At 69.2% G+C, this 17,040-nt stretch carries 16 protein-coding genes; 14 read left to right on the top strand and 2 right to left on the bottom strand.

Features of this window, described 5'->3' with window-relative positions:
• Window positions 1-151 precede the first annotated feature (151 nt).
• From IPJ61_RS07270 to IPJ61_RS07235, 8 genes are all read left to right on the top strand, one after another.
• The gene (locus tag IPJ61_RS07270) at window positions 152-1,495 is read left to right on the top strand and encodes a bifunctional folylpolyglutamate synthase/dihydrofolate synthase (protein WP_297104773.1); all 1,344 of its coding nucleotides are present in this window, start codon (window positions 152-154) and stop codon (window positions 1,493-1,495) included.
• Complete coding sequence (locus IPJ61_RS07265) at window positions 1,492-1,845, top strand: DUF4233 domain-containing protein (protein ID WP_297104771.1); 354 nt, start codon at window positions 1,492-1,494, stop codon at window positions 1,843-1,845. The genes IPJ61_RS07270 and IPJ61_RS07265 overlap by 4 nt, the downstream gene beginning before the upstream one ends.
• Window positions 1,842-2,249, top strand: a complete 408-nt coding sequence (gene ndk, locus IPJ61_RS07260; RefSeq protein ID WP_297104768.1) for a nucleoside-diphosphate kinase — start codon at window positions 1,842-1,844, stop codon at window positions 2,247-2,249. The genes IPJ61_RS07265 and ndk overlap by 4 nt, the downstream gene beginning before the upstream one ends.
• A 7-nt stretch (window positions 2,250-2,256) precedes the next feature.
• Window positions 2,257-3,303, top strand: a complete 1,047-nt coding sequence (locus IPJ61_RS07255; protein ID WP_297104765.1) for a CPBP family intramembrane glutamic endopeptidase — start codon at window positions 2,257-2,259, stop codon at window positions 3,301-3,303.
• Window positions 3,304-3,365: 62 nt separating this feature from the next.
• Window positions 3,366-5,318 (top strand): TIGR03960 family B12-binding radical SAM protein, encoded by a 1,953-nt coding sequence (locus IPJ61_RS07250; RefSeq protein ID WP_297104762.1) that lies wholly within the window; start codon window positions 3,366-3,368, stop codon window positions 5,316-5,318.
• A gap of 282 nt (window positions 5,319-5,600) precedes the next feature.
• The gene (locus IPJ61_RS07245) at window positions 5,601-5,852 is read left to right on the top strand and encodes an addiction module protein (RefSeq protein ID WP_297104759.1); all 252 of its coding nucleotides are present in this window, start codon (window positions 5,601-5,603) and stop codon (window positions 5,850-5,852) included.
• Window positions 5,849-6,037 (top strand): hypothetical protein, encoded by a 189-nt coding sequence (locus IPJ61_RS07240; RefSeq protein WP_297104756.1) that lies wholly within the window; start codon window positions 5,849-5,851, stop codon window positions 6,035-6,037. The genes IPJ61_RS07245 and IPJ61_RS07240 overlap by 4 nt, the downstream gene beginning before the upstream one ends.
• A gap of 74 nt (window positions 6,038-6,111) precedes the next feature.
• Window positions 6,112-7,602, top strand: coding sequence for a DUF1846 domain-containing protein (locus tag IPJ61_RS07235; protein ID WP_297104753.1), 1,491 nt, complete (start codon window positions 6,112-6,114; stop codon window positions 7,600-7,602).
• Window positions 7,603-7,626: 24 nt separating this feature from the next.
• Here the strand turns inward: IPJ61_RS07235 and IPJ61_RS07230 are convergent, their stop codons facing one another.
• Complete coding sequence (locus IPJ61_RS07230) at window positions 7,627-8,814, bottom strand: MFS transporter (RefSeq protein ID WP_297104750.1); 1,188 nt, start codon at window positions 8,812-8,814, stop codon at window positions 7,627-7,629.
• Window positions 8,815-8,887: 73 nt separating this feature from the next.
• Here IPJ61_RS07230 and IPJ61_RS07225 point away from each other — a divergent pair, with 73 nt between their 5' ends.
• Together IPJ61_RS07225 and IPJ61_RS07220 are read left to right on the top strand one after the other, a co-directional pair.
• Window positions 8,888-9,586 (top strand): TIGR03936 family radical SAM-associated protein, encoded by a 699-nt coding sequence (locus IPJ61_RS07225; protein ID WP_297104747.1) that lies wholly within the window; start codon window positions 8,888-8,890, stop codon window positions 9,584-9,586.
• A gap of 194 nt (window positions 9,587-9,780) precedes the next feature.
• Window positions 9,781-12,405 (top strand): Rne/Rng family ribonuclease, encoded by a 2,625-nt coding sequence (locus IPJ61_RS07220; protein WP_297104744.1) that lies wholly within the window; start codon window positions 9,781-9,783, stop codon window positions 12,403-12,405.
• 13 nt (window positions 12,406-12,418) lie between these two features.
• Here the strand turns inward: IPJ61_RS07220 and IPJ61_RS07215 are convergent, their stop codons facing one another.
• On the bottom strand, window positions 12,419-12,604 hold the full coding sequence (locus tag IPJ61_RS07215) for a hypothetical protein (protein ID WP_297105601.1): 186 nt from the start codon (window positions 12,602-12,604) through the stop codon (window positions 12,419-12,421).
• A gap of 143 nt (window positions 12,605-12,747) precedes the next feature.
• On the opposite strand from IPJ61_RS07215, the gene IPJ61_RS07210 reads away from it, so the two are divergent.
• The 4 genes from IPJ61_RS07210 to coaE all read left to right on the top strand — a co-directional run bounded on the left by IPJ61_RS07210 (window position 12,748) and on the right by coaE (window position 16,988).
• Window positions 12,748-13,167, top strand: coding sequence for a peptidoglycan-binding domain-containing protein (locus IPJ61_RS07210; protein ID WP_297104740.1), 420 nt, complete (start codon window positions 12,748-12,750; stop codon window positions 13,165-13,167).
• A 132-nt stretch (window positions 13,168-13,299) separates the two neighbouring features.
• Window positions 13,300-13,485, top strand: a complete 186-nt coding sequence (gene rpmB / locus IPJ61_RS07205) for a 50S ribosomal protein L28 (protein WP_297104738.1) — start codon at window positions 13,300-13,302, stop codon at window positions 13,483-13,485.
• Window positions 13,486-13,590: 105 nt separating this feature from the next.
• Entirely contained in the window at window positions 13,591-15,828 is a 2,238-nt protein-coding gene (locus IPJ61_RS07200) for an ATP-dependent DNA helicase RecG (RefSeq protein ID WP_297104735.1), read from the top strand.
• A complete protein-coding gene (gene coaE, locus IPJ61_RS22170) occupies window positions 15,825-16,988 on the top strand; it encodes a dephospho-CoA kinase (RefSeq protein WP_366505344.1) in 1,164 nt (387 codons plus the stop codon). The genes IPJ61_RS07200 and coaE overlap by 4 nt, the downstream gene beginning before the upstream one ends.
• The last annotated feature ends 52 nt before the right edge of the window (window positions 16,989-17,040 follow it).

Below are 17,040 nucleotides of genomic sequence, written 5' to 3'. Positions count from 1 at the left end.
TCCTCGGGCGGGGCGTCGGGCGAGAGGTTCGCGGGGGTGTGACGGGCCCAATCCTAGACGCACGGCGAAGAAATAGAGACTTCAACTAAAACTGGGCGGGCGCCCTGTGCGAACGCGGCTTCGGGTCGAGCCCAGTAGGCTGAGGCTCACCATGACCCACAACACCCACGCAGAGCTCGTGCGCGAGCTGACCAGCCGCTGGCCCGAGCATCGGGTTGCGCCCAGCCTGAGCCGTATCGCCGCGTTGACGGAGCTTCTCGGCGACCCGCAACGCGCCATGCCGGTGATCCAGGTCGCGGGCACCAACGGCAAGGGCAGCACCGCCATCATGATCGAGACCGTGTTGCGCGCCGCGGGGCTGCGCACCGGCCGGTTCGCGAGCCCGCATCTCAGCGACGTGCGCGAGCGCATCGTCATCGACGGCGAGCCCATCAGCGAGGAGCGGTTCGACGAGGTGTGGGCCGACATCGCGCCCTATGTGGCGATGGTCGACGAACAGGCCCATGACGGCGTCGCCATGACCTTCTTCGAGGTCATCACCGGCATGGCCTACGCCGCCTTCGCCGACGCTCCCGTCGATGTGGCGGTGATGGAGGTCGGTCTTGGCGGGCGCTGGGACGCGACGTCGGTCGCCGACGCGACCGTCGCCGTCGTCGCACCCATCGGGCTGGACCACACGCACATCCTCGGCACCACCATCGCCGAGATCGCGGGGGAGAAGGCCGGCATCATCAAGCCGGGATCGACGGCGGTGCTGGCGGGCCAGGACCCCGCCGCCGCGCGGGTGCTGTTGGAGCGCGCCCTCGAGGTCGGAGCGAAGGTCAGAGCCGAGGGACCGGACTTCGGATTGATCGATCGGCAGCTCGCCGTCGGCGGCCAGCTGCTGCGGCTCGAGACCGCCGGCGGGCCCGTCAGCGATGTCTTCCTCCCGCTATACGGCGAGCACATGGCCCGGAACGCGGCGCTCGCCGTCTCCGCCGTCGAGGCGTTCCTGGGATCCCAGCCGCTGAACCCGGAGATCATTGTCGAAGGGTTGGGTGCCGTCGAGGCCCCGGCACGGTTGGAGCTGGCGCGCACGTCGCCGCCCATCGTCATCGACACCGCTCACAACCCGCAGGCGGCGCGGGCCACGATCGACGCGGTGACCGAGAGCTACGACTTCGACCCGGTCGTCGGCGTCGTCGCGATGATGCAGGACAAGGACGCAGACGCCGTCCTCGAGATCTTCCGCGAGGCCATGGACCAGGTGGTGATCACGCAGGTGACGTCGACGCCGCGGGCCCGCCCCGTCGACGACCTCGCCGCCCTGGCCGAGACCGTCTGGTCCACTCACCAGGTGCATCGCGCCGCGACGATGGCGGAGGCGCTCGAGCTCGCCGTCATGCTCGCAGACACCGCGGACGGGCAGGCTGGCGTGCTCGTCGCCGGCTCCGTGATCGCGGCGGGCGAGGCGCGCGACCTGCTGGTCGCCCAGGGAGAGGGGGAGCGGCGATGACGCTCGCCCCCGGAAACCCGATGCGCGGCGCCGCGATGTCGGTGCTGATCTTCGAGGTCATCGTGATCTGGCTGGGGTACATCGGCATGATCCAGATAGCCGACGTCCCTATGCGCACGGGAGCCATCTGGTGCGGCATCGCGACGGTGCTGTGCCTCGTCGCCTGCGGCGGCCTTCGCAAGCGCTGGGGCTACACCGTGGGGTGGCTGGCCCAGGTGGCCATCGTCGCGCTCGGCGTCCTCACCCCGTGGATGTATGCCATGGGCCTGATCTTCGCCCTGATCTGGGTCACGTGCATCGTGCTCGGCCGGCGAATCGAGAACAAGCAACAGGAAGGCGGCGCCCAATGAGCGAGCAGACCTTTGTCATCATCAAGCCCGACGCCGTGGCCGCAGGGCTGGTCGGTGCGATCCTCCAGCGCTACGAGGCCGCCGAGCTCCGGCTCGAGGCCGTGGAACTGCGCACCATCGACGGCGCGTTCGCCGACCGTCACTACGCCGAACACATCGGCCGCGACTACTACCCGCCGCTGCGCGCATTCATGACGGAGGGCCCGCTCGTCGCCGTCGTGCTGAGCGGAGAGGACGCGATCGCCCGCGTGCGCGAGCTCAATGGCGCCACCGATCCCGCGAAGGCCGAGCCGGGCACGATCCGGGCCGACCTCGCCGAGTCGATGCGGCGCAACGCCGTCCACGCCAGCGACTCGGCGGTCTCCGCGGCCACCGAGATCGCGCTCTGGTTCCCCGGCCGCTGAGGCTCGCGTGACCACCGACGATCCGCGCCCGGACTTCGCTCCGCCGGCTTGGCCCGCGCCGACAGCGGCGCAGGATCCGGCGTGGCCGCCGCCGCAGCCCGCTCCGGGGTGGGGCCCGCCGACGGTGCCCTGGCAGCCGCCGCCTCCGCCGTCGCCCCTCCCGACGTCGCCGACGACCTATCCTCACTTCTGGCGCACGTCGGGCATCGCGGTATGGAAGCCGATCCTGATCGTCTTTGTCGGCGCCGTGGCCTTTCTGATCGTCACCACCGGCGTAGTCGTCGTCGCGATGCTGATCGAGGTCGCGTTCTCGGGCGTGGATCCTGAGGCGCTGCTGCTCGACCTCGCCGCGATGCGCCTCACGCCGCTCATCGTCTTCGCGAACAGCCTCGCGCTCGGCGTGATGCTTCCCGTCGCTATCGGGCTCGGTCTCATCGCGGGGCAGCGCGGCGGCTACCTGTCGTCGGTCACCGGTCGCTTCCGGTGGCGGTTCGCGTGGCTGGCTGGCGCCGTCGCCCTCGGGATGCTTCTGCTCTACACCGTGATCTCGGCGTCCGGCGAGGACCTGGGGCTAACGGTGTACCCCTACACGTGGTGGCTTTTGGTGGGGATGATGCTGGTCACGCCGTTCCAGGCGGCGGCGGAGGAGTACCTGTTCCGCGGCCTGCTGTTCCGCGCCATCGGGTCCTGGATGCCGACACCGCTCCTGGCGCTGATCGTCGGCGGCGTCCTGAACGCGGCCCTTTTCGCCGTCGTGCACGTCTCGACCGACCCGTGGCTGAACCTCTTCTACTTCTCGCTCGGCCTCCTGCTCAGCTACCTGACCTGGCGCACGGGCGGACTGGAGGCGGCCGTCGCGATCCACGTGGCCAACAACATGGTGGGAATGGCGCTGCTTCCGTTCCAGGACCTGACGGAGGTGCTGGATCGTTCGGCAGGCTCCGGAAGTCCCGTCGTCGCGCTGCAGTTGCTTGCGGTGGCGGTGGCCGCGGCGGTCATCGTCTGGCTCGCGCGCCGCCGAAACCTCGCCCGCACCGGGCCCACCATCCTCTAGGAATCCCGCCGCCTTCCGATTATTGTGGGCGCCGCTCGCTGACGCCCTCGGAAAGGCCGCCCATGACGACGACCGCGCTGCCCACGCACTCGGTGTACGACCGGCTCGAGCCGTTGCTCGCCCAGGTAAGCAAGCCCATCCAGTACGTCGGTGGCGAGCACAACTCGGTCGTCAAGGACTGGGACGCCGTCGACGTCCGCTGGTGCCTGACGTACCCGGACGCGTACGAGGTCGGACAGCCCAACCAAGGCGTCGCGATCCTTTATGAGGTGCTGAACGAGCGCGACTGGATTCTCGCCGAGCGGACCTATTCTGTCTGGCCGGACATGGAGGCGCAGCTGCGTGCGAACGGCATCCCGCAGTTCACGCTGGACGCGCACCGCCCCGTCGGTGAGTTCGACGTGCTGGGTGCCTCATTCTCCACCGAGCTCTGCTACACCAATCTACTCAACATGATCGATCTGGCGGGCATGACGCTGCATGCCGCCGAGCGCGGCGAGGACGAGCCGATCGTCATCGCGGGCGGGCACGCCGCGTTCAACCCGGAGCCGATCGCCGACTTCATCGACGTGGCCGTCCTCGGCGACGGCGAGGAGGCGGCCCTGCTGATCTCCGACATCATCCGCGAGTGGAAGGCCGACGGCCGCGAGGATGGCCGCGACGGCCTACTGCTGCGGCTGGCGCTGACCGGCGCGTTCTACGTCCCGAAGTTCTACGACGTGGACTATCTCGACGACGGCCGCATCCAGGTCGTCGCCCCCAACCGTCCCGGCGTGCCCCACCAGGTGCGCAAGCACACGCTGATGGACCTCGACGCGTGGCCGTACCCGAAGGCGCCCATCGTGCCCATGGCCGAGACGGTGCACGAGCGCTACTCCGTCGAGATCTTCCGCGGGTGCACGCGTGGCTGCCGGTTCTGCCAGGCCGGCATGATCACTCGGCCCGTGCGCGAGCGCACCATCGAGACCATCGGGAAGATGGTCGCGGGCGGGCTGAAGTCGACGGGGCTGGAGGAGATCGGCTTGCTGTCGCTTTCGTCGGCGGACCACTCCGAGATCACCGAGGTGACAAAGCAGCTTGCCGACCGCTACGAGGGGTCGAACGTCTCGTTGTCCCTGCCGTCGACCCGCGTGGACGCGTTCAACATCGACCTCGCCAACGAGCTGTCCCGCAATGGCCGACGCTCCGGCCTCACCTTCGCGCCCGAGGGCGGCTCCGAGCGGATGCGAAAGGTGATCAACAAGATGGTCACCGAGGACGACCTGATCAACACGGTCGCCGCCGCTTTCTCGTCCGGCTGGCGTCAGGTGAAGCTGTATTTCATGTGCGGCCTGCCCACCGAGACCGACGAGGACGTCCTTGCGATCGCCGGGCTCGCGACGCGGGTCATCGAGACGGGCCGCCGGGTCTCCGGCACCCGTGACATCCGCTGCACCGTCTCGATCGGCGGGTTCGTGCCCAAGCCGCACACACCGTTCCAGTGGGCAGCCCAGGCGAGCGCGGAGACGATCGACAACCGCCTCATGTTGCTGAAGGACGCGATCAGGCAGGACCGCAACTACGGCAAGGCCATCGGGCTGCGCTACCACGACGGCAAGCCCGGCATCGTTGAGGGCCTGCTGTCGCGGGGCGACCGGCGCGTCGGACGCGTCATCGAGCGCGTGTGGCGCGAGGGCGGCAAGTTCGACGGCTGGAGCGAGCACTTCAGCTACGAGCGCTGGACCGCGGTCGCCAACGAGGAGTTGGCCCGGTTCGGCATCGATCTCGACTGGTACACCGTCCGCGAGCGCGGCTACGAGGAGGTCCTTCCGTGGGACCACCTCGACGCCGGGCTGGACCGCGACTGGCTGTGGGAGGACTGGCAGGACGCCGTCGATGAGCGCGAGGTCGAGGACTGCCGCTGGACGCCCTGCTACGACTGCGGCGTGTGTCCGCAGATGGACACGGAGATCCAGATCGGCCCCACGGGCCGAACGCTCCTGCCCCTCTCAGTGGTCAAGCCCGACCTCGTCTGACCGCATGCGCGTCGCCGAGGTCGGGTGCTTGACCGTTGTGGCACGAGTGCAACGTGCGCGCAACCGACTAAAATAGAGATCATCAAGCTCGTCACCAAAGCCAGAGACGATGCCGTCGTGAATGAGTTCGCGAAGCTTTGACTCGGCCACCTCATCGAGAACGGGGCGAGGCATGTCTACGTGGCCGGAGCCGTGGGTGTCTGTCATGTCGATGAAACAAACAGGTGCTTTGGGGCCGGATGGAATCCGGAGGTTGTCATAGCGGGGTCGTAGACTCTCGTCATGGGATTGCGAGCTGATGAGGTCTACGAGGCGGGCCTAGAACTTGACCTCGACGAGCGCACGATCGTTGCGCACCGACTGCTCGCCAGCCTGCACCCAGAGGACGACGCCGGCGTGCCGGAGATCGATGAGGCGTGGCGCGAAGAAATCGCGTCGCGCCTGGATGATGTCCTGACGGGACGGGTCGAGCTGGTGCCGTTCGAACAGACGAGGGAGAAGACGCGAGCGCTCATCGAGGCGCTGAGGCGGTGACGGAGCCGCATGTTCACCCGGACGCCGACGCAGAGTTGCTGGATGCCGTTCGCTCTTACGAGCTGACATCGAGGGGGCTGGGCGCCGAGTTCGACGAGGCCGTTGCTCACGCGGTCGATGATCTGGTTGCGTTCGCGCACCAGAGCCGACGATCGGGGTACTGGACGGAAAGGGTCGCGGATTGAGAGGACGTTCGTGCTGAGGGGCAAGCGGCGGGTGCGGCCCATGGATAGGGCATCGAGAGGTAGGCTCTGCACCCGTGGCTGACCTTGGATTCGATCGCGAGCGGTACCTGCAACTCCAGTCCGAGCACATCGACGAGCGGCGCCGGCGCTTCGGCGGCAAGCTGTACCTCGAGTTCGGTGGGAAGCTGTTCGACGACCACCACGCGTCCCGCGTCCTGCCCGGGTTCTCGCCGGACCTTAAGATCCGGATGCTGGAGACGCTCAAGGACGAGGTTGAGGTCGTCGTCGCCGTCTCAGCGCACGACCTCGCCCGCAACAAGGTCCGCGCCGACCTCAACATCTCCTACGAGTCCGATGTGCTGCGCCTCATCGACGAGTTCCGCTCCTACGGACTTTTCGTCGGCAGCGTTGTCATCACGCAGATGACAGACGAGCACCGCCAGGCGCGCGCGTTCAAGCGCAAGCTGGAGCGCCTCGGCGTCAAGGTCTACCGGCACTACCCGATCAAGGGGTACCCGAACGACGTGAACCTTGTCGTCAGCGACGCCGGCTACGGCCGCAACGAGTACATCGAGACCGAGCGCGACCTGATCGTCGTCACCGCTCCCGGGCCGGGTAGCGGCAAGATGGCCACCTGCCTCTCCCAGCTGTACCACGATCACCAGCGCGGCATCAGCTCCGGCTACGCCAAGTACGAGACGTTCCCCATCTGGAACCTGGCGCTCGACCACCCCGTCAACCTCGCCTACGAGGCCGCTACCGCCGACCTCGACGACGTGAACATGATCGACCCCTACCACCTCGCCGCGTACGGCGAGCAGGTCGTCAACTACAACCGCGACGTCGAGGTGTTCCCCGTCCTCAAGCTGCTCTTCGAGCGCCTCACGGGCGACTCGCCGTACCAGTCGCCCACCGACATGGGCGTCAACATGGCGGGTGTCTGCATCGCCGACGACGAGGTGTGCCGGGCGGCGTCGCGGCAGGAGATCATCCGCCGCTATTTCAAGGCCCTCGTCGCCGAGCAGCGCGACCAGCTGGAGCCGACCCTCTCGGACCGGATCGCCCTCACCATGAGCCATCTGGGGCTGAGCCGTGAGGACCGCCCCGTCGTCGTGCCCGCGCTCGAGGTGCAGCGGCGCACGAAGGCGCCGGCCGCAGCCATCCAACTCGCTGACGGCCGCATCATCACCGGCAAGACCTCGCCGCTCCTGGGTTCGTGCTCAGCGATGCTGCTCGACGCGCTCAAAGCGCTCGCCGGGATCGATCCGGAGGTGCGGCTGCTGGCGCCCGAGTCGATCGCACCGATCCAGAGCCTCAAGACCGAGCACCTGGGCAGCGCCAATCCGCGTCTGCACACCGACGAGGTCCTGATCGCGCTCTCGGTCAGCGCCACGCACGACGACAACGCCCGCCGCGCGCTCGCTGAGCTCCAGCATCTGCGCGGCTGCGACGTGCACACCACCGTGATCCTCGGCTCGGTCGACGAGGGCATCTTCCGCAACCTCGGCGTGCAAGTGACAAGCGAGCCCGTCTACCAGAGCAAGAAGCTGTACAAGAAGCGCTGACCGCCGTCTGGGGCCGGCGGGCGTCTAGACCCGCGTGAGCTCGTCCTCGATCATCGCGGGGCGGCACGCGTAGAGGCCGGCGACGATCATCGGCGCGCACAACGCGAGCTGGACGACGATGGGCGCCGCCCAGATGCCGGTCACCTCGTGCAGCACGCCGAAGGACAGCGGCCCCAGCATCGCGATGGCGTAGCCGACCGACTGCGCGAACCCGCTGAGGGCAGCGGTCGCGGCGGGTGTCCGGGCCCGGAGCGCGAAGAGCGCGAGCACCAGGGGAAAGGAGGCCTGGCCCAGTGCCAGGAGCGCCGCCCACAGCCAGGGAAGCGTCGACGGCGTGGTCACCAGCCCGATGTACCCGGCGATGAGGCACGCCATGATGCAGAGGAACAGCCGACTGGGATGCGCCATGCGGGCGACGAGCACCGGGACCAGGAACGCGGGCACGATGCCGACGCCGGTGGCGATTCCCAGCATGTACCCGGCCTCGACCTCACTGAGCCCCGCCGACTGGTACACCGACGGCAGCCAGCCGAAGATCGAGTAGGCCTGGGCCGACTGGATGCCGAAGAAGATGGCGAGGGCCCACCCCAGCCGCGTTCGGGCAATCCGCCCCAGGGAGACGCGCTGGCCGCCGGACCTGCGAGGTCCACGGGCCCTCAGCAGGAGCGGCGCCCAGATGGCGAGCGCGATGGCGCCGGTGACGATCCACACGACAAGCGCCGAGCGCCACCCGCCGAGGGCGTGGGCGATCGGCACCGTCGCGGCGCTGGCGGTCGTCACGCCGAGGGTCAGCGTGAGCGAATAGAGCGCCGTCGCAGTGCCGATCCGGCCGGGATAGTGCATCCGCACGAGGGTCGGCATGAGGACGTTCGCGAGGGCCATCCCTGCCAGGGCAAGCGCCGAGAAGGCAAGGAATGAACCGGGGGAGCCGACGACGAGCCGCCCCGCCTGGCCTGCGACGAGCGCGACCAGCCCCAGGCTGATCGTGGGCACTACGCCGATCCGTTGCGACACCCACGGCGCCAGCGCGCCGAAGGCGGCGAAGCAGGCGGTGGGGAGGGCCGTGAGTACGCCGGCGGTGACGCCGTCGAGGCCTATGTCTGCGGAGATGTCGGCCAGCACGGGGCCGATCGACACCGCGACGGGACGCAGGTTGAAGGCCAGCGCGAGGATCGCCACTAACGGCCACCAGCGCTTCAGGGACTCCAGCACGGCACTCACTTTCGGGGGTTCGGTCGGGCCCGGCCACCTTACTCCGCCGACGGATGGCCTTACACTGCACGCCGTGGGTAATCGACAGCCGCCGGTCCAGCAGGCGCCTCCTGCACAGAAGCTCCGCCTCCGCTACGCGAAGCGGGGGCCTGCGCGGTTCACGTCGCACCGTGACTTCGGCCGCGCGCTCGAGCGGGCGCTGCGCCGCGCGGAGATCCCGATGGCCTACTCCTCAGGGTTCTCTCCCCACCCTCGCATCTCGTACGCGAACGCGGCGCCGACGTCGGCGGCCTCGGAGGCGGAGTACGTCGAGCTCGGCCTGAGCGAGGTCTGTGAGCCGACAAAGGTGCAGGCCGCGCTGAACGAAGTCCTGCCCGACGGCTTCGTCGTCCTCGACGTCGCGGAGGCGCGCCGCGAGGCACTGGGCGATCTCCTGCAGGCGTCCGAGTGGATCCTGCGGCTCGACGGCGCCGAGCCGGGCGTGCTGGAGGGCGCCGTGGCGACGCTCCTTTCGCAGAACGAGCTCATCGTCGAGCGCATGACGAAGGGCGGGATGCGGGCGTTCGATGTCCGCCCCGCGGTGTTGGAGCTGACAGTGACCGCCGACGATACGGTCTTCCTCCGCTCGCTGCACCAAGCCCCGCTCGTCCGGCCCGACGACGTGCTCTCCGCCCTGCGCCAGCTCGATGGGCGGGTGCCCGTTCGGGCGCTCCTGACTCGACTCGTTCAGGGCCCTCTCGCGGACGGCGCGATCGGCGACCCACTTCGCTAACGGCGTGAGATGCCGCCGTTGGCGGCCGAGCTGTGCGATAATAACGATTAGGTCACGGCACCGCCGGTGCCACCCGGGTGCGGCGAGCTGCACCGCGGCAAGTCTGCCGCGACTGCTCGCGTCCCGCGGTCGACCACAGTCTTAGCGCACGGCTAGTCCGTGCCTGTCCGCGCATTGCGCGTTAGGAGCCGAAGATGCTCGATACCGAATCAGGTACTGAAAACACGCCTACCGAGAAGGCGGCCGCCGCTCCGCGCCGGCGCCGCGCCGCGTCTCGACCGGCCGGCGCGCCCGCGAAGGTGGACCCGCCCGCGCTCACCGCGCCGCCGGCCCCCGTCGCCATCGATCCCGCCCCCGCCGCGCCGGTCGCGCCCGCGATCGACCCGGTTCCCGCCGCCGCGGCCCTTGAGGCCGCGCCGGAGCCGCAGGCCGACGAGCCCACCGCTGATCTCACCCCGAAGCGTCGCCGCGCCAGCACGAAGGTTGGCGAGCCTGCCACCACGCGTCGTCGCAAGGTCGCAACCCCCGAGTCCCCCGACGAGGCCCCCGCCGCCGCTGAGCCCACCGCCGTCGACTCTGCGGTGGAGGCTCCCACCGAGGAGCCCCAGAAGCCCGCGCGTCGGCGCGCCACGCGCAAGACCGCCGCCCCCGCTCCGGTCGAGGAACCTGCTGCTGAGGCCGTGGCCCCCGCGGCCGAGGAGGTCCCGGAGCCAGCCCCCGAGCCGGTCGCGGAGGCACCTGTCGTCGAGGCCGTGATCGAGGAGCCGAAGAAGCCCAGCCGCCGCCGGGCCACACGCAAGTCCGCGGCGCCGGAGCCTGCCGCGCCGTCGGACGACCCCATCGGCGATCGGTTGCGCGAGGCGGAGAAGCTGGCCGAGGCCCGCAAGGCTGTGCTCGCCGACCCCTTCATGACGTCAGAGGCCCGCCAGGCGGAGCTCGCGGCGCTCGCCGGGGCGATCGCCGCAGACGCTCCTGTGGATGACGGGATCGTGGCGGAGGACGCCGTCGAGGTCGTCGATGAGGACGAGGAGATCATCGAGGAGGGCGCGGACGCCGCGCAGGAGGACGAGAACGAGGACATCGATTCGGACGACGCCGAGGATTCCCAGGACGACGACCGGCCGTCGCGTCGTCGTCGCCGCCGCGGGGGCCGCCGTCGCCGTCGTGGACGCGACGAGGATGCCGACGAGGACACCCCCACCGACGACGAGTCGGACGAGGAACCCGCTGAGGGCGGCGAGGAGCAAGCCGAAGGGGCCGAGCAGGCCGATGCCGAGGGCGCCGAGGAGGGCTCCTCGACGACGCGCCGCCGCCGCCGCACGCGTCGTCGCCGCGGCGAGTCCGAGGCCGGCACGTCGAGCGACGACGAGGTCACCGGCATTGAGGGCTCCACGCGCATGGAGGCTAAGCGCCAGCGCCGCAAGGAGTCGCGCGCCGCGGGTCGCCGTCGGGCCCCGATCCTCAGCGAGGCGGAGTTCCTCGCACGCCGCGAGTCCGTCGACCGCCGCCTGGTGATCAGGCAGAACGACGACTACACGCAGCTCGCGGTGATCGAGGACAACATCCTCGTCGAGCACTACGTCGACAAGGCGTCGGCCACCTCGCTGATCGGCAACATCTACGTCGGCCGGGTGCAGAACGTGCTGCCCAGCATGGAGGCCGCGTTCATCGACATCGGCCGCGGCCGCAACGCCGTGCTGTACGCCGGCGAGGTCGACTGGTCGGCATTCGGTGTCACAGGCGAGGACCGCAAGGTCGAGAACGTCCTGAAGTCCGGCCAGTCCGTCCTCGTTCAGGTGACGAAGGACCCAGTCGGCGCGAAGGGTGCCCGGCTGACCGGCCACATCTCGCTGCCCGGCCGCTACGTCGTCTATTCGCCGGGTGGCCACCTGAGCGGCATCTCCCGCAAGCTGCCCGACACGGAGCGCCAGCGTCTGCGTACCGTGCTCGGCACGCTGATCTCCGACGACGAGTCCGTGATCGTGCGGACAGCCGCGGAAGGCGCCTCCGAGGAGGAGTTGATCCGCGACGTCAACCGGCTGAAGGCCCAGTGGGAGGTCATCGAGAAGAAGTCGAAGCAAGGCGGCGCCCCGCAGGCGCTGTACGCCGAGCCCGACCTCACGCTGCGCATCGTGCGCGATCTCTTCACCGAGGACTTCGGGCACCTCGTCGTGCAGGGCAACGGCGGCCAGGACGACGCGTTCGACGCGATCTCGGCCTACGTCTCTCACGTCGCCCCGCACCTCGCCGAGCGCGTGGAGCGCTTCGAGGTTGGCGAGGATGGCAGGGATCTCTTCGCCGAGTACAAGGTCGATGAGCAGATCGCCAAGGCTCTCGATCGCAAGGTCTACCTGCCCTCCGGCGGCTCGCTCGTGATCGACCGCACCGAGGCAATGACCGTCGTCGACGTCAACACCGGCCGTTTCACAGGCTCTGCCGGCAACCTCGAGGCCACCGTGACCAGCAACAACCTGGAGGCGGCTGAGGAGATCGTTCGGCAGCTTCGCCTGCGCGATCTCGGGGGCATCATCGTGATCGACTTCATCGACATGGTGCTCCCCAGCAACCGCGAACTGCTGCTTCGCCGCCTCGTCGAGTGCCTCGGCCGTGACCGTACCCGCCATCAGGTGGCGGAGGTGACGAGCCTCGGCCTCGTGCAGCTGACCCGCAAGCGGATCGGCACCGGCCTGCAGGAGGCGTTCACCGAACCGTGCGAGCATTGCCACGGCGCCGGCTACGTGCGCTTCGACGAGCCCGTTGACTCGCAGGCGCCGGCCGACGGCGGGGAGCGCAAGCCCCGCCGCCGTCGGGGCAAGTAGCTCTCGGGGAGCGTCAGCGACCGATCAGCTTCGCGAAGAAACCGCCTTGGGTGGCCTTCGCGGCGTCGATCTGTGCCTGCGTGTGCTTCCCGCCGCACCACTGGGCGGCGGGCACGCTCGCCTTCACGGAGGCGACGTGCTGGCCGCAGCCCGCCCAGGTCGTCTTGCCGCAGATCTTGCATCCCACGGGTCGGCACATGTTGATGGTCCTTTCTTTCGTCTCGGCCACGAACAGTGGCACGCGCTCAGTATACCCCCAGGGGTATATATCGTGGAACGGCTTCTGAATGACGACAACATGCTCGGCTATGCTCCGGACGAACCTATCGAGAGGATCCTCTGATGTCCCGAATCAAGCGGGCGGTCGTCGCTCTTGTCGTCGCTGTGAGCTCGATCGGTTTTCTCGGCGGCGCCGCGTCGCCCGCTGAGGCCGCCACCCCGTGCGTGCAGAAGCTGTATCGCTACGGATCCAAGGGCGACTGTGTCCGCTACGTCCAGGCGCTAGCCAACTACCACCGATACGGGACGCCTGTGCTTGTTGTCGACGGCGTCTGGGGATCGAAGACAGAGGTTGCCGTGCGACGGATCCAGGAAACCTGGGCGATCCTCAAAGTCGACGGCATCGTCGGACCCAAGACCTGGGGTGTCTTGTGCACGCCCGCCCAGGGAAGCGTCGAGGCCCCGAATCGCGTACCCGGCAACTACCCGATCTGGGCGGCGCGGGGTGCGGGTTGTCCCGGCGCCAACAACTACTACTACTGATGCGACCCGGTCCCTCGGTTTGGCCCATTCCGGGGGATCGGGTTAACATTGTGCGGTTGCCTTCGCGAGGGGGCGCCCCAAGAACGACACCAGGCCTCGGCCTGGGAGTAGAGAACTATCGAGGAGACTCCAGTGGCTGCCAAGTGTGATGTCTGCGCCAAGGGACCCGGCTTCGGCCACAACGTGCCTTGGTCGAAGAAGAAGACCAACCGCCGCTGGAACCCGAACGTCCAGCGCGTACGCGCCGTCGTCGGTGGTACCGCGCAGCGCGTCAACGTGTGCACCTCCTGCCTGAAGGCCGGCAAGGTCACGCGCTGATCCCAGACGCATTCGACGGCGGTCCGCTCCTGCGGGCCGCCGTCGTCGTCTGCATGGCGCCTGACTCCAGGCCGGTTGTCGGCCTGCGCCGCTAGGGTGACTGTCATGTCGTGGCGCACCAACATCTACCGCGAACTCAGCCGTCGCCTGGCCGACGTTGTGGGTGGGAAGACCGCCGCCGAGTTCGCCAAACTGGGGCTCGTCACCGTCGACGATCTCATGCGGCACGTGCCGCGCCGCTACCTCGCGGGCACGGAGATGTCGGACTTCAGCACGCTCGTCCCCGGCGAGGATGTCGCGGTCGTCGCCAAGGTGCACGCTTCGACCATCGCCACCTCCAACGGCGCCATCCGGGTCAACGCCTCGCTGACCGACGGCAACCGCAGCTACCTCTCCATCACGCTGTTCGCGCCGCGCAACCCGAAGTTTCAGAAGAGGGCGATGGGCTACGCCAACCACTGGCTCAGCCTGCTGCAGCCGGGCGCGCGGGGGATCTTCATCGGCAAGGTCTCGGAGTTCAACGGCACCCGGCAGCTCAGCCACCCGGACTTCGTCATGCTCGACGCTGCGTCGGTCTCTGGGTCGCCCAAGAGCGAGAAGCAGGTCGCGCGCGCGGCCATGGGGCGTGCGGTGCGGCGGGCGACGATGGTCGGCCTGTATCCAGCCACGGCGAAGCTTCCCACGTGGGTGATCGCGGAATCCATCCAGATGGCGCTGCCCGCCATCTCGGGCGACACCCTCCCGGAGTGGGTCGTCCGGGACGCGGGCGTGCTGCCGTTCGAGCAGGCGCTGACCGCGGTGCACGAGCCGACCGAGCTCGCGCAGGCCGAGGCGGGCATCCGGCGGCTGAAGTTCGACGAGGCGTTCGGCATTCAGCTTGCGATGGTGCGCCGTCGACGAGAGAACGCGGCGCTGCTCGCCACGCCGCGCCGGCGTAGGGTCGGCGGGCTGCTCGACGCGTTCGACGCGCGGCTCCCGTTCGAGCTCACCAACGGGCAGGTGAGCATCGGCGAGACGATCTTCGACGAGCTAGCCGGGACGTCGCCCATGCACCGGCTCCTGCAGGGCGAGGTGGGCTCGGGCAAGACGCTGGTAGCGCTGCGGGCGATGCTCGCCGTCGTGGACGCCGGGGGGCAAGCCGTGATGCTCGCGCCGACGGAGGTGCTCGCCAAGCAGCACTACCAGTCCCTCACCGCCCTCCTGGGCGACCTGGGGGAGGGCCGTAGTCTCGGCGCCCATCCGGACGCCACGGGCGTGGCCCTGCTCACGGGCAGCCGCTCGACCGCTGCGCGCCGCGACGCGTTGAACGCCATCGTCACGGGGGAGGCGGGCGTCGTCGTCGGCACGCACGCGCTGCTGAGCGATCCCGTCACGTTCTTCGACCTCGGCCTCGTGGTGATCGACGAACAGCACCGGTTCGGCGTCGAGCAGCGTGCCGCGCTCGCCGCCAAGGCGGAGCGCAAGCCGCACACGCTGGTCATGACGGCCACGCCCATCCCGCGCTCGATCGCGATGACCGTGTTCGGCGACCTCGAGGTGAGCGAGCTCCGCGAACGGCCGAAAGGCAGGCAGCCGGTGCAGACCGTTTTCGTGAACACACTGCGCAACCCCACATGGGTCGAGCGGGCGTGGCAGCGGATCCGGGAGGAGGTCTCGGCGGGCAGGCAGGCATTCGTCGTGTGCCCGGCGATCACTGCGACGCAGCTGGAGTCGGGCATCGAGGGCGCGGGAGACCGCACGCTCGCAGCCGTCGAGGACGTCGCACCGCAGCTGGCAGGCGGTCCGCTCGCGGGCTTGCGCGTGGGTGTCGTACACGGAAAGCAGCCCGTCGCGGACCGCGATGACACCATGGCCGCCTTTGCTGTGGGATCCATCGACGTCCTCGTGGCCACCACGGTCATCGAGGTGGGCGTCGACGTTCCCAACGCCTCAGTCATGGTCGTGCTCGACGCCGATCGCTTCGGCCTCAGCCAGTTGCACCAGCTCCGCGGCCGCATCGGACGCGGAGAGCACGCCGGCCTCTGTCTGCTGCTCGCCCCGGTCAGCGACCAGCTCGACGCGCAGGCCCGCCTCGACGCGATGACGCGTACGTCCGACGGGTTCGAGCTGGCGGACCTCGATCTCCAGCTGCGGCGCGAGGGCGACGTCCTCGGCGAGGCTCAGTCGGGCGGTGGGACGCTGAAGCTGCTGCGGGCCCTGGATGACGCCGAGGTGATCCGGGGCGCCCGTGACCTCGCCGAGCGCGTGCTCGACGACGAACGCTCAGCGGCGGATCCGCTGCTGGCGGACCTGATGACGAAGGCCGAGCTGCTGGCCGCGGGAGAGTGGATGGAGAAGTCGTGAGCCGGATCATCGCGGGCAGCGCGAAGGGGCGCAGGATCGCCACGCCGAAGGGTGCCCACACGCGTCCGACGACGGACCGTACCCGCGAGGCGCTGTTCTCGGCGCTCGCCAGCTGGTTCGACACGGCGGACGAGGCGCCCGAGCGGCAGCTCGACGGCGTCGGGGTGCTGGACCTGTTCGCCGGCTCGGGCGCCGTCGGGCTGGAGGCGGCCAGCCGCGGCGCGCACCCCGTCGTGCTTGTCGAGTCGGATGGCCCGACGGCGAAGCTGATTGCCGCGAACGCGCGCGACCTGCGGCTGCGGGCCGACGTCAGGGCGGCGCGCGCCGAGACTGTCGCTGCAAGTCCCGGGCATCGGTTCGATCTCGTCTTCCTCGATCCTCCCTACGATCTCCCGACGCTGGTGGTGGAGTCCATCCTCGCGTCGCTCGTCGAGCACGCGCTGGCTCAGCGCGCCCTGGTCGTCGTCGAGCGTTCCGCACGGGACCGACCCCCTGTGTGGCCGGCGGCACTGACCGAGACGTGGTCGCGCGACTATGGCGAGACCAAGCTGTACTTCGGCGCGCTTCCGCGGCGTCCCCGCGTCGCGCTCACCGGCGGCATCGCGTCAGGCAAGTCGTTCGTCGCCGACGAACTGGCGAGGAGGGGAGCGGTGATCATCGACGCCGACCTCCTCGCGCGCGAGGTCGTCGAACCGGGCACGCCCGGCCTCGCCGCCGTCGTCGCGCGGTTCGGCGAGGATGTCCTGAAGGCCGACGGCACCCTTGACCGCCCCAAGCTGGGCGAGGTGATCTTCGCCGACGACGCCGCCCGCGCCGATCTCAACGCGATCGTGCATCCGCGGGTCCGTGCCCGTGCCCAGGAGATGGAGGATGAAGTTGCCGACGGCGTTGTTGTTCACGTGATCCCGCTCCTGGTGGAGGCGGGACTGGTCGACGGCTTCGACACCGTGCTGGTCGTTGACCTCCCGGTGGAAGAGCAGATCGTGCGGCTCATGGCGCGCAACGGCGTCACCAGGGCGCAGGCGGAGGCACGCGTTCGTGCCCAGGCGACGCGGGAGGAGCGGCTGCACGTGGCGGACCGCGTCGTCGACAACTCCGGTGATCCTGCCTCCACGGTGGCCCAGATCGACGAAATCTGGACCCGGTTGCACGATCGTTGATCCGACAGGTTAGGCTAGCCTCGCTAACGAATACCGCAAGGTGATTATCACC

It is taken from the genome of Tessaracoccus sp., from assembly GCF_016714275.1.
Taxonomy (GTDB): Bacteria; Actinomycetota; Actinomycetes; order Propionibacteriales; family Propionibacteriaceae; genus Arachnia.
Note: the sequence above shows the minus strand (reverse complement) of the source record. Positions and strands in the feature narration are given on the sequence as shown.

Coding starts and splice junctions, on each gene's coding strand:
- IPJ61_RS07245 (WP_297104759.1), top strand. CDS start 5,601: ATGGGATTGCGAGCTGATGAGGTCTACGAGGCGGGCCTAGAACTTGAC.
- IPJ61_RS07220 (WP_297104744.1), top strand. CDS start 9,781: ATGCTCGATACCGAATCAGGTACTGAAAACACGCCTACCGAGAAGGCG.
- IPJ61_RS07200 (WP_297104735.1), top strand. CDS start 13,591: ATGTCGTGGCGCACCAACATCTACCGCGAACTCAGCCGTCGCCTGGCC.
- ndk (WP_297104768.1), top strand. CDS start 1,842: ATGAGCGAGCAGACCTTTGTCATCATCAAGCCCGACGCCGTGGCCGCA.
- IPJ61_RS07270 (WP_297104773.1), top strand. CDS start 152: ATGACCCACAACACCCACGCAGAGCTCGTGCGCGAGCTGACCAGCCGC.
- IPJ61_RS07210 (WP_297104740.1), top strand. CDS start 12,748: ATGTCCCGAATCAAGCGGGCGGTCGTCGCTCTTGTCGTCGCTGTGAGC.
- IPJ61_RS07215 (WP_297105601.1), bottom strand. CDS start 12,604: ATGTGCCGACCCGTGGGATGCAAGATCTGCGGCAAGACGACCTGGGCG.
- IPJ61_RS07250 (WP_297104762.1), top strand. CDS start 3,366: ATGACGACGACCGCGCTGCCCACGCACTCGGTGTACGACCGGCTCGAG.
- IPJ61_RS07265 (WP_297104771.1), top strand. CDS start 1,492: ATGACGCTCGCCCCCGGAAACCCGATGCGCGGCGCCGCGATGTCGGTG.